Source organism: Rathayibacter sp. PhB152 (genome assembly GCF_003751395.1).
Classification (GTDB): Bacteria; Actinomycetota; Actinomycetes; order Actinomycetales; family Microbacteriaceae; genus Rathayibacter; species Rathayibacter festucae.
Window position 1 is genome coordinate 23,472 of record NZ_RJUT01000003.1, and the last position, 14,292, is coordinate 37,763.

The window sequence follows — 14,292 nt, forward strand, 5'->3', positions numbered from 1 at the left end:
CGGAAGCGAAGCATCAGCATGGAGAAGTTCGACGTCGCCGTCGTCGGAATGGGCGCTCTCGGCAGCGCCGCCGCCTACCACCTGGCCCGCCGCGGCGCCCGGGTCGTCGCGTTCGAGCAGTTCGAGCTCGGCCACGTGCGCGGCGCCTCGCACGACACCTCGCGCATCCTGCGCACCTCCTACGGTGCCCCCGAGTACGTCCGGCTCGCGCAGTCGGCGTACCTCGACTGGGCCGACCTCGAGGCGGAGTCGGGCGAGTCGCTCGTCACGATCACGGGCGGGCTGGTGTTCTTCCCGGCCGGCAGCCCCTACTCCGCCGAGGCGTTCCGGTCGAGTCTCACCGAGAGCGGAGTCCCGTTCGAGCTGCTCACGCCGGCCGAGGTCACCGCGCGCTGGCCGCAGTTCTCGCTGCCCGAGGGCACGCAGACGGTGTACACCGCCGACTCCGGCATCGTGCACGCCGCCCGCACGGTCGCCGTGCTGCAGCTTCGCGCTCGGCAGCACGGCGCCGTGATCCGCGACCGCACGCCGGTCGAGGCGCTGCTCCCCGGCGAGGACGGGGTGGTCGTGCGCACCGCGGGCGGCGACGTGCTCGCCGGCAAGGTGATCCTCGCCGCGGACGCCTGGACGAACGAGCTGCTCGCGCCGCTGGGCGCCGAGATCCCGCTCGTCACGATGCAGGAGCAGGTCAGCTACTTCGCGCCGGCCGAGCCGAGCACCTTCGACCGCGAGCGCTTCCCGGTCTGGATCTGGGAGGACGAGCACTGCTTCTACGGCTTCCCGACCTACGGCGAGCCGACGATCAAGGCCGCCCGCGACGTCTCCGACAACCTGATGGCGCCGCGCGAGCGCACCTTCGTCCCCTCGGCCGAGCTGCTGGAGGAGCTGACCGGCTTCGTCGGCGCCGTGGTGCCCACCGCCGGCGAGGTGCTGCGGACCGTCACCTGCCAGTACGCGCTGACGCCGGACCGCCGCTTCGTCCTCGGCCCGCTCGACGAGCACCCCGACATCCTGGTCGGGCTCGGCGCCGGGCACGCCTTCAAGTTCACGCCGACCATCGGCCGCGTGCTCGCCGAGCTCGCCCTCGACGGTGCGACCAGCGAGGACGTGTCGGCCTTCGGAGTGACGCCGCCGGTCGCGGCGCCGCTCCTGGGCTGAGCGCCGCGCGTCCGGCAGGCTGATGAGGACCGACTTCGGAGGAGGACCCCGTGCAGATCCAGAGACTCGGTGAGGATGCGCGCCGCCGCCCGCTCTACGGCGGCTCGGGCGTGCTCGATCTGGAGTACTACTTCCGCTCGACCACGGCGCTGGCCGCCTCGGTCATGCGCTTCCACCTCGAGCCGGGCACCTCCGAGGGCGAGCACGTGCACCTCTCCGGCGACCCCGGCAGCTGCTCGCCCGAGAGCTCCGACGAGCTCTACGTCGTCGTCCTCGGCGAGGTCGTGATGACCGTCGACGGCGAGAGCGCCGTGCTGCGCGCGGGCGACGCCCTCTACGCCCCGGCCGGCAGCCACCACGGAGTCGCCAACGAGTCCGCCGCCCCCGCCGAGCTCCTCCTCGTCTTCGGCCCGCCGACCCCCTCGACGAGCTGACGCGCTCACGTCCCATGCTGGTCGAGCAGCCGCGCAGCGGCGTCCCCATGCTGGTCGAGTAGCCGCGCAGCGGCGTATCGAGACCCTCCCCTGCCTGCTCCGTCAACCACCCCCATCCGTGCCCCCGCACCCCACGTCCCGCAGCGGCCTGCCATCCTGACCTCGCACGCCCCGACCCCGTGCATGGAGGCGCGGATGTCCGACGACGGGATGGCCGAGTCCGGCTACCGGCAGACCCTCACCCGCGGCATCGGCCGCTTCGGCAGCTTCGCCGCGGGAGTCAGCTACATCTCGATCCTGACCGGCACGTTCCAGCTCTTCTCCTTCGGCTACGCGAACGGCGGCCCCGCCTACTGGTGGTCCTGGCCGATGGTCTTCGCCGGCAAGCTCGCCGTGGCACTCTGCTTCGCCGAGCTCGCCGCGCGCTACCCCGTCGCCGGCTCCGTCTACAACTGGAGCAAGCGCCTGGCCGGCCCGACGGTGAGCTGGCTCGCCGGCTGGATCATGGCGCTCGCCTCCGTCGTGTCGCTCGCCGCCGTCGTGCTCGCCTACCAGAGCACGCTCCCGCAGATCTGGCGGGGCTTCCAGCTCGTCGGCGACGGCACCGGCACGAGCGCCGGCGTCAGCGCGGTGCTCTGGGGCGCGATCCTGGTGGCGTTCACGACCGGCGTGAACGCGATCGGTGTGCGGCTGATGGCCCGCATCAACAGCGTAGGCGTGCTGATCGAGCTGGTCGCCGCGGTGCTGCTCGTCGTCATCCTCGCCGCCAATGCGGTCAACCCGCCGAGCGTCGTCCTCGAGACGGCCGGCCGCGGCGAGGGCGTCCCCGGCGGCTACCTCGGCGCGTTCCTCATCGCCGCGATCGCCTCCGCCTACGTGATGTACGGCTTCGACACCGCCGGCTCGCTCGGCGAGGAGACCGTCGACCCCCGGCGCACCGCCCCCGCCGCGATCCTCCGCGCGATCATCGCCTCGTTCGTTCTCGGCGGCCTGATCATCCTCTTCGGCCTCCTCGCCGCCCCCGATCTCGCCGACCCGGCGCTCGGCTCCCCGTCCGGCGGCCTGCAGCTGGTGGTCCTGCAGGTGCTCGGCGGCCCGCTCGGCTCGGTGTTCCTCGGCTGCATCGTCGTCGCGATCACCGTCTGCGCGCTCGCCGTGCACACCGCGGGCATCCGCCTGGTCTTCGCGATGGCCCGCGACAACGCCCTGCCCGGCAGCACCCTGCTCGCCCGCGTCGACCCGCGCCGCCGCACCCCGGTCGCCCCGGCCGTCCTGATCGGCGTGCTCGCCGTGCTGATCCTCGTCGTCAACATCGGCACCCCCGAGATCTTCACCGCCGTGACGAGCGTCGCCGTCATCCTGATCTACCTCGCCTACCTGCTGGTCACCGTCCCCCTGCTGTTGCGCCGCCTCCGAGGCCGCTGGCCCACCGCCGATGCGCCCGCCGGCTACTTCTCGCTCGGCCGCCTGGGCCTGCCGGTGAACATCGTCGCCGTGCTCTGGGGCGCCGCGATGGCCGTGAACCTCGCCTGGCCCCGGACCGAGGTCTACGGCGACGGCCCCCTCCGCTGGATCGCCCTCATCGTCGTCGGCGCGGTCGTCACCGTCGGCCTGGCGTGGTTCCGCCTCCGCGGCCGCCACCACCTCGGCGTCCTGCCGGAGCACGCCCAGCCGCTCCCGGAGCCGCTCGACCGCTGACCCGCCGACGCCCGCGCTCCTGCCCGCCCCTCCGTGTCCCCCGATCCGTCACCAACGGCTCCCTCCCCGCCGCCGAAGGAGCCGTTCGCGCCGGATCGCCGCCACTCTCTGCCCGCGGGAGCCCCGTACCCACTGAGTCGCCCGAGAAGGCGCGTTCCCTGGCCCGAGAACGAGCCTTCTCGGGCGACTCAGTCCAACGTGGTGGGTGCCGCCGCCGGAGCCGCGCCGCTTATCCCGCTTCGCGCGCTGAGTCGCCCGAGAAGGTCCGTTCCCGCGCCCAAGAACGAGCCTTCTCGGGCGACTCAGTCCAACGGGCTCCTCGCTCAACGCTTCGGGGCCGGCGATCGTGCGCGCGGGGTGCGGTCCGACGGTGCGCCAGGATGGACGGCGGGCGACCGCCCGTCGAGGGGAGGGAGCGCCGTGCCGGACCGCCAGGCTCTCTCGACCGGCGCGCTGCTGACGCACGCGGTGCTCATCCAGGCCGTCGCCTTCCTGCTGCGGCCGGCCGCGGTCTACCAGGCGATCCAGCTCGACGTGCCGGCCTGGGCGCTCGGAGCGCTCGGCGCCTCGTTCGCGGTGGTGCCGCTGCTGATCGCGCTGCCCGTCGGCGGCCTCGTCGACCGGGTCGGCGCCCGCTTCGTGATGGCCTGCGGGTCGCTGCTGACGATCGCCGCCGCCGGGCTGCTGCTGCTCGCGGGCGGCGGCCTCGTCGGCCTGCTCTGCGGCACCGCCCTGCTCGGCGCGGGCCATCTCGGCTGCGTCGTCGGCCAGCAGGCGGTGGTCGCCGGGGGAGCGGCCGGCACCCGCCTCGACAGCCGCTTCGGCTACTACACCTTCGCCGCTTCCCTCGGCCAGGCGATCGGCCCCGCCTTCATCCCCGTCTTCGCCGGCAGCGCCGTCCGCCCCGACCCGGCCCCGCTGTTCCTCGTCGGAGGCGCGCTCGCCGTCCTCCTCCTCGCCGTCACCACTGCGATCGCCCGCCCCGCACCCCGCCCCGCCGCCGCAGCGCCGTCCGAGGGCTCGACGCTCGGTCTGCTGCGGATCCCCGGCCTCGCCCGCGCCCTGCTCACCAGCGCGACCGTCGTCGCCGCCGTCGACCTGACCGTCGTCTACCTGCCCGCCCTCGGCGCGGAACGCGGACTCCCCGCGGGCGTGGTCGGCGCCCTGCTGACCGTCCGCGCCCTCGCCTCGATGGCCTCCCGCCTCCTGCTCGGCGCGACGACCTCGCGCTTCGGCCGCACCCGCGTGATGATCGCCGGCATCGTCGTCTCCGCCGTCTGCCTGATCCTCACCGCCCTGCCCGCGCCGACCGCGCTGCTCTTCGTCGCCGTCGCCCTGCTGGGCCTCGGCCTCGGCATCGGCCAGCCGATCACCATGTCCTGGCTGATCGAGCGCACCCCCGCCGACCGCCACGGTCGCGCCCTCTCCCTCCGCCTGGCCGGCAACCGCATGGGCCTGATCGCCCTGCCCACCCTCCTCGGCACCATCGCCGCCGCGGCCGGCGCCGGCGGCGTCCTCATCGGCACCGGCGTCGCCGTCGGCTCCACCCTCGTCCTCCTCCGCGGCGTCCGCCTCGACTGAAGAACCTCCACTGAGCGCCGGCGTCTCGCTTCGCATGCCGATTGCCACACCCGCAAGAGTCGGTGCGGAGACGAATGTCAGCGGTACTCAACCTCTCGAAGGACTGCTCTGATCGAGTCATCCACGCGTATCACTACCTGCCGCAGTCTCTCGAGTTCATCCTGCGCATCATAAGCGACCGAGACGCGCCGAACGATGGAACTCATTATTCCGACAAGGGCATCCAGATAGCTTTCGGTGAGATCGAGTGACAGGGCAAGGTATGTGTAGGCGGAGCCATCCGCATTCTGCGGACCGACGTGAGTGAGTGATCCCATAGTCAGAAGGGAGCCGTGGGCGGCTCCTGAGAGGTGGCGATAAAGCTCGGTCCCGCCTTTTAGTTCGGACTTGGAGCAGGCGAGTTCGAAGGATTGTGTGTAATTCGGCACTTTTTCGCGCTTTCCAGAGACCTCCGATCGAGTCAGTGCTGCTTGAGCGGACTGCAGGGGATCCGCGACGGGCGTCGAGACCCCGTCAGGTCCGAAGGTGCTGATTTCTCGCTTTCCAGCACTCGTCGTGTCCGACAGCTTGAGGGCCGCCGTACGATGACTGAGTTGTTCAGCGGAAGTGGACTCGAGTAGCCACCAGGCTTTACCACTGACCTCTCCGAACGATCGAGCTAGCGATGCCAATGAGGGGGCATAGGGCTCCGCAAGTCGAAGGAGTCGAGCGAAGGCGTGGTAATGGTCGGTGCTGACGAGGGCGAGGCGATGGATGGTTGCGAGCGGCATTTGACCGCCGACGGTTTGCCATCGATAGGCTTCGCTCGACTCGGCTTTCTCGCGCTCCGCTAGCCGAATCAAGCTGCGCGAGGCGTGTAAGCCAAGGTCGATCAGTGCTGACGATAAAGCCAAGCGGGCTCTGAACGGTACCGCGGCTCTTCTGTCCATGGCATTCTCTCCTCCTTGTAGGTGCGGCTGTGCGGGGGTTTTCGGCTCGCGTTTGTGCGAAACGCTGGCGCAACGCCATCGAGTTGTCCGCATTACACAGGCGGGCGAGCGAAGTGAGCGGCGTGATCCCAGAAGACCGCAACCTCGTCTCTCAGTAACTCGCCGCTCACTCCAGGCGCACCTCCGCGGCGGACTTGTCGGCGCGCCAGCCGCGCCAGACGGGCTGGCGGAGGGTGCCGCCGGCGGTGCGCTCGCGGTAGCGGACCTCGCCGACGAGGACGGGCTCGACCCAGTGCACGCCGCGGGACTCGGCGGGCGGGACGGAGACCGCGGGCTCGTCGGTCGCGTGCTCGGCGAGGCGGTCGACGAGGCCGCGGCGCTCGCGGTCGCTGAAGCCGCTGCCCACCCGGCCGGAGTAGACCAGGCCGTCATCGCCGGGGAGCGCTGTCAGCAGCGAGCCGACCGAGCCGACGAGTCCGCCCTCGCCCTCGCGCCAGCCGACGATCACCACCTCCTGCACGCGGTGGTGGGTGAGCTTCACCCAGTCGCCGGAGCGGACGCCCGGCCGGTAGGCCGCGTCCCGGCGCTTGGCGACCACGCCCTCCAGGCCGAGCGCGAGGCTCGTCGACATCGCCTCCTCCAGGTCGCCGTCGAAGACCGACGGCACGTGCACTCGCTCGTTCTCGGTCGCCAGCTGCTCCAGAGCCGCGCGGCGCTCGTCGTAGGGGCGGCCGACGGCCTCCGTTCCGTCGATCGCCAGCAGGTCGAAGAGCATCAGATGCACCGGAGTCACGCGCGCCGCCGCCTCGATCTCGCGCGGCTTGGTCAGCCCGCCGCGGGTCTGCAGCCGGCCGAAGTCGGGCCGGCCCCGGTCGTCGAGCGCGACGATCTCGCCGTCCAGCACGCAGTCGACCGCCGCCGCCTCGGCGATCGGGGCGAGCAGATCGGGGAACGCAGCCGTCAGGTCGTTGCCGTTCCGGCTGGTCAGGGTCACCGCTCCGCCCGCCACCCGCACCAGGGCGCGATAGCCGTCCCACTTCATCTCGATCGCGGAGTCCCCGGGGATGTCCGCCGCGCGGCCGGCGGTCGCGAGCATCGGCCGGAAGGCGGCGGCCTCCGCGGTCGGCGCGACACCGGAGGCCGCCGTCGCTCCGGAACCGGTGGGAGCCGTAGCGGACGGTGCCGACGCTCCAGCACCCGACGCCCCAGACGGGCCACCGCCCTTCCGCACCCCGACCCCGCGCCCGTGCGCCTTCCCTCCGTGTGACTGTCCCCCGTGCGCCGCGGCCCCCGGCGCCATGAGGTGCAGCAGCCAGTTCTTCTCGTCCCCCTTGCCGCCCTTCGCCCCGGTGTGCAGCAGCGCGTACCGGCGCGGCTCGCCGCCGAGCCCGCCGTCCGGCCGGCCCGTCAGCACCGCGATCACCTCCTCGCCCTCGCGCCACTTCTCCAGCGCGTAGGTGCCCTCGTCCCAGATCCGCACCTCGCCGCCGCCGTACTCGCCCGCGGGGATCGTGCCCTCGAAGGTCGCGTACTCGAGCGGGTGGTCCTCCGTCTGCACCGCCAGCCGGTTCGGATCGCCGTCCAGCGGCGGACCCTTCGGCACCGCCCAGCTGACCAGGACGCCGTCGTGCTCCAGCCGGAAGTCGTAGTGCAGCCGCCGCGCGTGGTGCTCCTGCACGACGAACGTGTCGCCCGACGTCGCGATCCCCGCCCCCGGCGAGGGCACCGGCTCCGGCGTCCTCGAGGCGTCGCGCATGCTCCGGTAGGCGGCCAGCCGGTCGGCGGAGGCGTCGGTCGCCGCGAAACCCGCCATCCGCTCCGGCGACGGCTCGAGCCCCGCACCGCGCGCGGCCAGCACCGGGCGCAGGAGGTCGCCGTCGCTCCGCAGCCGCTCGACCACCTCGTCCGGAGCGAGGTGCCGCAGGTCCGCCGCCCCGATCTCCTCCCAGGTGCGCGGCGCGGCGACCCACGGCAGCAGCCGGCCCCGCAGCGAGTACGGCGCGATCGTCGTCTTCGCCGCGCTGTTCTGGCTCCAGTCGACGAGCACCTTGCCCTCGCGCAGGGTCTTCTTCATGTCGGAGACGACCAGATCGCGGTGGTCGGCCTCCAGCACCTTCGCCAGCTCGTGCGCGACCGAGGAGATCTGATCGCTCGAGGCGGAGGCGTCCAGCGGGCAGTAGAGGTGGATGCCCTTGCTGCCGCTGGTCACCGGGAACGGCGCGAGCCCCATCCCCTCCAGGAGGTCCCGCGCCAGGAACGCCACCTCGGCGCACTCCGCCAGCCCCGCCCCCTCGCCCGGATCGAGATCGAGCACGAGCCGGTCCGGCGGGCGCCGCTCGCCGTCCGAGCCGACCCGCCACTGAGGCACGTGCAGCTCGAGTGCGGCCTGCTGGGCCAGCCAGGTCAGCCCGGCGACGTCGTCGACGAGCGGATACTCGATGTCCCGCGAGGAGTGCGCGAGCTTCGTCCGGCTGAGCCAGTAGGGCGCGGAGGAGGGCAGGTTCTTCTCGAAGAAGACCTCGCCGGGCTCCTCCGCCGTGCCGACCCCGTCGACCCAGCGCTTCCGGGTGACCGGCCGCCGGGCGAGGTGCGGCAGCATCGCGGAGGCGACCGAGGCGTAGTAGGAGAGGACGTCGGCCTTGGTGAACCCCGCCTCCGGATAGACCACCTTGTCGAGGTTGGTCAGCCGCAGGCGCCGCCCACCCACCGACACGAGCTGCTGCGAGGAGGGGGTCATGACTCCATGGTGGCGTCGCTCGCACACCGGCGGGGAGGGAGTTGCGCCGACGGGGGACAGTCGCGGTGAGGGCGCGGCTGTGGAGGAGTGTCTCGCGGCCCGCGCACGGCTGCACTGGATAGCCTGACGATCACCCCCACTTCCTCGACAAGGAGCCCCCCGTGCCCGAGACGATCACCGACATCCCGCTCACCACGATCGACGGATCCTCGTCGACGCTCGCCGACTACGCGCCGGTGAAGCTCATCGTCAACGTCGCCTCCCGCTGCGGCCTCGCTCCGCAGTACGAGAAGCTCGAGGCGCTGCAGAAGCAGTACGGCGACCGCGGCTTCACGGTGCTCGGCTTCCCGAGCAACCAGTTCCTGCAGGAGCTCAGCGACTCCGACAAGATCAAGGAGTACTGCTCGACCACCTGGGGCGTCACGTTCCCGATGTTCGAGAAGGTCAAGGTCAACGGCCGCTCGGCGCACCCGCTCTACGCGGAGCTGACCAAGACCGAGGACGAGGCGGGCAAGGCCGGCAAGGTGAAGTGGAACTTCGAGAAGTTCCTGATCACCGCCGACGGCACCGTGCACCGCTTCCGCCCGACGGTCGAGCCCGACGACCCGCGGATCGTCCAGCTGATCGAGGCGTCGCTCCCCGCCTGATCGCGGCGGCTGCGCGGATCCGATCTAACGGCGGCGCGGGATCGACCCCGCGCCGCGGCCGTCCTAGCGGGCGCGCAGCCCCTCGGCGATCCGTGCCTGCGCGGGCTCGACGCCCTCGGGGCAGACGATGTCCGAGACCTCGAACGGCGTCGCGCGGGTGAAGGGGATCATCTCGATCCCGTCGACGTGGCGCAGAAGGACGAGCGCACTGTCGCCGTCGCGGAGGGTGCGGCGCACCTGCCGCAGGAAGACGCCGGCCATCTCGAGCTCGACCGTGAAGATCCGGCCGCTCACGTCGATCCGGCAGCCGAGCACGGGCTGGGAGGCGGTCGAGGTGGAATCGGGCGCGTGGCGGACGGCGATCGGCTCGTCCTTGCGCAGGGAGCCTCCCGTCCCGGTCAGGGTGGGTGCTGCGACTGCTCGCGCGGTATCGGTCATCGTCGTCTCCGTCCGTGGTCGCGACCGACGGAGAACCGCCCGGTCACTGTCCTCAGACGCTACGTCGTGACCCTGTGATGGGGGGTGGGGTTGACGGATCCGGTCCCGGGGGAGAAGGCAGCGGGGTCAGGAGCCCTGGCGCGTCTCCTCGGGCTCCGGGAGGACGGACAGCTCGCCGTGCATGCTCGCGACGCTCAGCATCTGCTCGATCCACGCGCGGTTGAGCTTGGGCTGGTGCGTGTCGGCGAAGCGGAAGTGCAGCGGCACCGACGGGTGCAGCCAGACCGAGCTGCGGCCGTGGCCGGTGGAGGCGTCCTCGGTCCAGGAGAGGGAGAATGCCTCGTTGCGCCGCAGCTTCGACAGCACGGCGACCTTGAGGTGGGCGAGGACCCGCTCCTCGAACTCGATCTCGAGATTCTGCGGTCCATAGGTCAGCGTGGCCACGGGCGCCCTTCGTCAGTGCGAGCCGCCCACGGCGGACGGCTCCTCGGGGACGGTAACCGGTGGAGCCCCTCCACGCGGAATCGACGGACAGACACGCCGATGCCCCATTGACAGCCCGGGCCGCGCCCCCTAGTCGAGGGCCGCTTCACCCGCTTGCTGGTCGAGCAGCCCCGGAGGGGCGTATCGAGACCCACCGTCCCCAGCATGGCGGGTCTGCAGACTCGTCCTCTCGACGCGGGTGGATCTACTTGGAAGAGACGCCCGCAGACATGCTGGTCGAGTAGCCCCGCAGGGGCGTATCGAGACCCACCACCGCAAGGACGTCGGTCTCTTCCCCGCCCTGCGCTGGCGCCGAAGGCGCCCCCTCCGCTCGATACGCCCGCTCCGCGGGCTACTCGATCAGCATGGGCAGGCCACTCGCCAGTGCATCGAAGAAGCGCGATCCCACAGACCCATGCTGGTCGAGTAGCCCCGCAGGGGCGTATCGAGACCCACCGTCGTCAGCAGGGCGGGTCTGCAGACTCGTCCTCTCGACGCGGATGGATCTCGATACGCCCGCTGCGCGGGCTACTCGATCAGCAGGGGGTTCCCCCCTGGCGAGGTGACCTTTCCCGCACCCCGGACGCACTCCGCTCGGACGTTCGGCTCGCGCTTCCGCTCTGGGCTCGCGATCTCGGCGCATTTCAGCGTGCCGGAGGTGTTTCCGCGTGCCGGAGCTCGCGCGTCACGACGTTCGGCTCGTGCTTCCACCCCGGGCTCGCGGTTCCGACGCATTTGAGCGTGCCGGAGCCGATTCCGCGTGCCGGAGGTCCAGCGCGCCTGGACCCGCGCCCGGCCGCCGTCCGGCGCGACCGGGTAGCATCGCAGGGCCTGTTCCGGCGGACGAAAGCGACGAGGCCATGAAAACGCGAGTCATCTTCTACCTCATCGGCGGCGTCCTGCTCCTCGGCGCCGGCATCAGCTCGCTCGGCGACGGGGTCTCCGTGCCGGACATCATCACCGTCCTCTGCGGCGTGCTGATCCTCGCCCTCGCCGGCTGGCAGTACCGCCGCTCGCACGGCCCCGACGAGCGCACACCCGGCGACGACGTCGAGCGCCCCCACCGCTAGCCCGCGCTCAGCCGGCCCGCGGGCCGGACCCGCTCCCGCTCAGCCGCCGGCCCCGGTCAGCAGTCCGCCCGCGCGTGAGCCCGGCCGCGTGTCGCCGAGCAGCGCAGCCCGCAGCGCGCCCTACCCGCGCGCCAGCAGCAGCCGGTACGGCGCCGCCCGCTCCACGCGCCAGCCCTCGGGCGCCAGCACGCGCAGCTCCGGCGCCGTGTAGCTCCGCCGCACCGACAGCGACCCGTCGTAGTGCAGGAACGACCCCGCTGCGATCGGCCGGGTCGCCGCCGCGTAGGCGGTGTACGCCAGCCGCGAGCGCTCGATGTCATTGTGCAGGGCGCGCGGAGCGAGTCGCTCGCTGTCCTCGAGCAGCGCGCGGAGAGCCTCGGCCGGCAGGTGGTGCAGCAGGTGGTTCGACGTCACGATGTCGTACTGCGCGCCCTCGGCCACCAGCTCGGCGCTGCTCGCCCGCCGGAACTCGAGCCCGGCCGGCGCCGGCGTCGACGTCGCGAACGCGAACGCCCGCTCGTCCGGATCGATCGCGGTGATCGCGAGCCGCAGCCCGTCCGCGTGCGCCCAGTCGGCGAGCGAGCGCGCGATGTCGCCGCCGCCCGAGCCGATGTCGAGCAGCCGCAGGGGCTCCTCGCTCCGGAACAGCGGGCGCAGCCGGGTCCGGTAGAGCCGCCGCCAGCCGGAGACGAGCCGGTTCACCGTGCCGAACCGCGCGTAGGTCGCATCGAGCAGCGCGCGGTCGCAGGACGGGTCGTCCATCAGCTCCTGCGCGTCGGTCTCCCGGTGCCGGAGGTCGGGGACGAGCGGCGCGTGGGCGCTCACGCCCCGCCGCGCTTGGTCAGCAGCGCCATCTCGACGGTCAGCCCCGGCCCGAACGCCATCGCGCCGATCCGCTCGCCGTCCGCCGCCTCGCCGTGCAGCAGGCGGCGGAGGATGAAGAGGACGGTCGCGCTCGACATGTTCCCGACCGTCCGCAGCACCTCGCGCGAGGGTCGCATCTGCTCGTCCGAGAGGCCGATCGCCGACTGCACGCGGTCGAGGATGCTCCGGCCGCCGGGGTGCACGGCCCAGCGCTGGACGTCCGCGGCGCCGACCCCGCCGAGGCCGAGCATCGGCTCGAGCGCGGCGGTGATGTTCGTGCCGATGATGGACGGCACGTAGGTGCTCAGCCGCATCGTGAAGCCGTGGTCGCCGATCGTCCAGGCCATCTCGTCCTCGCCCTCGGGGGTGAGGGTCGTGTCGAGCTCGTCGATGTCGAGCACCGCGGTGCCCGGCTCCGGCGCGCGGGCGGTGACGACCGCGGCAGCGGCCCCGTCGGCGAAGACGGAGGTGGCGACGATCTGCTCCGCGTCGCTCGAGCTGGTCAGGTGGATGCTGCAGAGCTCCGCCGCGACGACCAGCACGACGGCCGACGGATCCGCCTCGCAGAACGCGCGGGCGGCGCGGAGCCCGGGGAAGGCGCCGTAGCAGCCCATGAAGCCGAGGTGGAAGCGCTGCGTCGAGACCCGCAGTCCGAGCGCGCGGACCAGCTGGTAGTCGGGCCCGGGCGCGTAGAAGCCGGTGCAGGAGACGGTGACCACGTGCGTGACCTCGTCCGGTGCGAAGCCGGCCGCGTCGAGCGCGCGCCGGGCCGCCTGCGCGAAGAGCTCCGGAGCGCGGGCCGTGTAGACGGCGTTGCGCGCGGCCGTGCCCGGGTCGAGCAGCCGACCGGAGCGGGCGTCGTAGAAGGTGCTCTCGCCGTCGCGCTCCTCGCCGTCCAGCTCGTCGACGACCGTGTGCCGGGTGTCGATCCCCGAGGCGTTGAAGGCCGCGCCGATCAGCCGCGAGCCGAGGCGGGTGACGGCGGGCTGCGCGGCGAAGAGGTCGCGGAGCGCCGGCTGGTGCAGGACCGTGGGCGGGACGGCCGTCTCGATGCTGCGGATGTGGACGCTCACCCGCGGGAACCTATCGCACGTTCCTGCGGGTGAGCGGCGCTCCGGAGGCTCCGCGTGGCGGTGCTCAGAGGATCGGCTTCCCGCCGGTGACGGCGATCGTCGAGCCGCTCATGTAGCTGGCGTCGTCCGAGGCGAGCAGCACGTAGGCGTGGGCGACCTCGGCGGGCTGGCCGGGGCGGCCGAGCGGGACCTGCTCGCCGAACGAGGCGACGGCCTCCGGCGGCATGGTCGCCGGGATCAGCGGGGTCCAGATCGGGCCGGGGGCGACCGCGTTCGCGCGGATCCCCTTCTCGCCGAGGGCCTGCGCGAGCGAGGCGGTCATGCTGAGCATCGCGGCCTTCGTCGCCGCGTAGGGCAGCAGCTGGTACGACGGCTGATCCGACTGCACCGAGCTCGTCGCGATGATCGAGGCGCCGCTCTTCAGGTGGGGCAGCGCGGCCTTGACCAGGTGGAAGTAGGCGCTGATGTTCGTCGCGATCGTGCGGTCCCACTCCTCGTCGGGGATGTCGGTGACCTCCTCGCGGCTCATCTGGAACGCCGCGTTGCTGACGAGCACCTCGAGGTGGCCGAGCTTCTCGACGGTCTCGGCGACGACGGAGCGGCAGTGCGCCGGGTCCTGCAGATCGCCGGGGAGGAGCAGCGCCTCGCGGCCCGCCTCGCGCACCCACTTCGCGGTGTCCTCGGCGTCCTCGTGCTCGTTCAGGTAGGAGATCGCGACGTCGGCGCCCTCGCGGGCGAACGCGATCGCGACGGCCTTGCCGATGCCGCTGTCGGCGCCGGTGACCAGCGCGACCTTGCCGCGCAGGCGGTCGGAGCCGCGGTAGCTGGTCTCGCCGTGGTCGGCCTTCGGCGTCAACTGGCCTTCGGTACCGGGCGGGGTCTGCTCAGGGGATTCCGGAGTCATGATGCTCCCTCTCGTCGTGGGTCGGTCTTCCCATGCAAGCCGCTCCCGCCGCGCGGCGGAACGGGGTTGACGCCCGTTCGGCCGCGCCGAGCGTGGTCGTGCGCGAACATGCTGGTCGAGTAGCCCCGCAGCGCCCCCATGCCGGTCGAGTAGCCCCGAAGGGGCGTATCGAGACCGACCGTCATCAGAAGTCGGATTCTGCAGACCCCACCTGCTGACCACGGTGGATCTCGATACGCCCGCTTCGCGGGCTACTCGATCAGCAGGAGGCGACGA

13 protein-coding genes are annotated in these 14,292 nt (G+C 72.2%); 6 read left to right on the forward strand and 7 right to left on the reverse strand.

Translation table 11 applies throughout. The annotated features are described in order from the left end of the window. Positions 1–18: 18 nt before the first annotated feature. The 4 genes from solA to EDF36_RS07130 all read left to right on the forward strand — a co-directional run bounded on the left by solA (position 19) and on the right by EDF36_RS07130 (position 4,871). Positions 19–1,158: an N-methyl-L-tryptophan oxidase gene (solA, locus tag EDF36_RS07115; protein WP_123732465.1), complete on the forward strand. Its 1,140-nt coding sequence runs from the start codon at positions 19–21 to the stop codon at positions 1,156–1,158. 50 nt (positions 1,159–1,208) lie between these two features. Then, positions 1,209–1,592: a cupin domain-containing protein gene (locus EDF36_RS07120; protein ID WP_123732466.1), complete on the forward strand. Its 384-nt coding sequence runs from the start codon at positions 1,209–1,211 to the stop codon at positions 1,590–1,592. 195 nt (positions 1,593–1,787) lie between these two features. Then, complete coding sequence (locus EDF36_RS07125) at positions 1,788–3,290, forward strand: APC family permease (RefSeq protein WP_260300565.1); 1,503 nt, start codon at positions 1,788–1,790, stop codon at positions 3,288–3,290. A gap of 420 nt (positions 3,291–3,710) precedes the next feature. Beyond that, complete coding sequence (locus EDF36_RS07130) at positions 3,711–4,871, forward strand: MFS transporter (RefSeq protein ID WP_123732468.1); 1,161 nt, start codon at positions 3,711–3,713, stop codon at positions 4,869–4,871. A 77-nt stretch (positions 4,872–4,948) separates the two neighbouring features. On the opposite strand, the gene EDF36_RS20880 is transcribed toward EDF36_RS07130, so the two are convergent. Both EDF36_RS20880 and EDF36_RS07135 read right to left on the reverse strand, forming a co-directional pair. Then, on the reverse strand, positions 4,949–5,800 hold the full coding sequence (locus EDF36_RS20880; protein WP_148059240.1) for a hypothetical protein: 852 nt from the start codon (positions 5,798–5,800) through the stop codon (positions 4,949–4,951). Positions 5,801–5,966: 166 nt separating this feature from the next. Continuing rightward, the gene (locus EDF36_RS07135) at positions 5,967–8,537 is read right to left on the reverse strand and encodes an ATP-dependent DNA ligase (RefSeq protein ID WP_123732469.1); all 2,571 of its coding nucleotides are present in this window, start codon (positions 8,535–8,537) and stop codon (positions 5,967–5,969) included. 161 nt (positions 8,538–8,698) lie between these two features. Between EDF36_RS07135 and EDF36_RS07140 the strand changes: the two genes are divergently transcribed. Continuing rightward, the gene (locus tag EDF36_RS07140) at positions 8,699–9,184 is read left to right on the forward strand and encodes a glutathione peroxidase (RefSeq protein ID WP_123448041.1); all 486 of its coding nucleotides are present in this window, start codon (positions 8,699–8,701) and stop codon (positions 9,182–9,184) included. 63 nt (positions 9,185–9,247) lie between these two features. Here the strand turns inward: EDF36_RS07140 and EDF36_RS07145 are convergent, their stop codons facing one another. Then, entirely contained in the window at positions 9,248–9,622 is a 375-nt protein-coding gene (locus EDF36_RS07145; RefSeq protein WP_123732470.1) for a hypothetical protein, read from the reverse strand. Positions 9,623–9,748: 126 nt separating this feature from the next. Beyond that, positions 9,749–10,066, reverse strand: a complete 318-nt coding sequence (locus EDF36_RS07150; RefSeq protein WP_260300567.1) for a hypothetical protein — start codon at positions 10,064–10,066, stop codon at positions 9,749–9,751. Between the two features lie 899 nt (positions 10,067–10,965). On the opposite strand from EDF36_RS07150, the gene EDF36_RS07155 reads away from it, so the two are divergent. Next, complete coding sequence (locus tag EDF36_RS07155; protein WP_123706287.1) at positions 10,966–11,175, forward strand: hypothetical protein; 210 nt, start codon at positions 10,966–10,968, stop codon at positions 11,173–11,175. Between the two features lie 120 nt (positions 11,176–11,295). Here the strand turns inward: EDF36_RS07155 and EDF36_RS07160 are convergent, their stop codons facing one another. The 3 genes from EDF36_RS07160 to EDF36_RS07170 all read right to left on the reverse strand — a co-directional run bounded on the left by EDF36_RS07160 (position 11,296) and on the right by EDF36_RS07170 (position 14,016). Continuing rightward, positions 11,296–12,000, reverse strand: a complete 705-nt coding sequence (locus tag EDF36_RS07160) for a methyltransferase domain-containing protein (RefSeq protein WP_243732965.1) — start codon at positions 11,998–12,000, stop codon at positions 11,296–11,298. Next, a complete protein-coding gene (locus tag EDF36_RS07165; RefSeq protein ID WP_123732471.1) occupies positions 11,997–13,112 on the reverse strand; it encodes a type III polyketide synthase in 1,116 nt (371 codons plus the stop codon). Before EDF36_RS07165 ends, EDF36_RS07160 begins: the two co-directional genes overlap by 4 nt. Before the next feature lie 64 nt (positions 13,113–13,176). Then, complete coding sequence (locus tag EDF36_RS07170) at positions 13,177–14,016, reverse strand: SDR family oxidoreductase (RefSeq protein ID WP_123732472.1); 840 nt, start codon at positions 14,014–14,016, stop codon at positions 13,177–13,179. Positions 14,017–14,292: the final 276 nt, after the last annotated feature.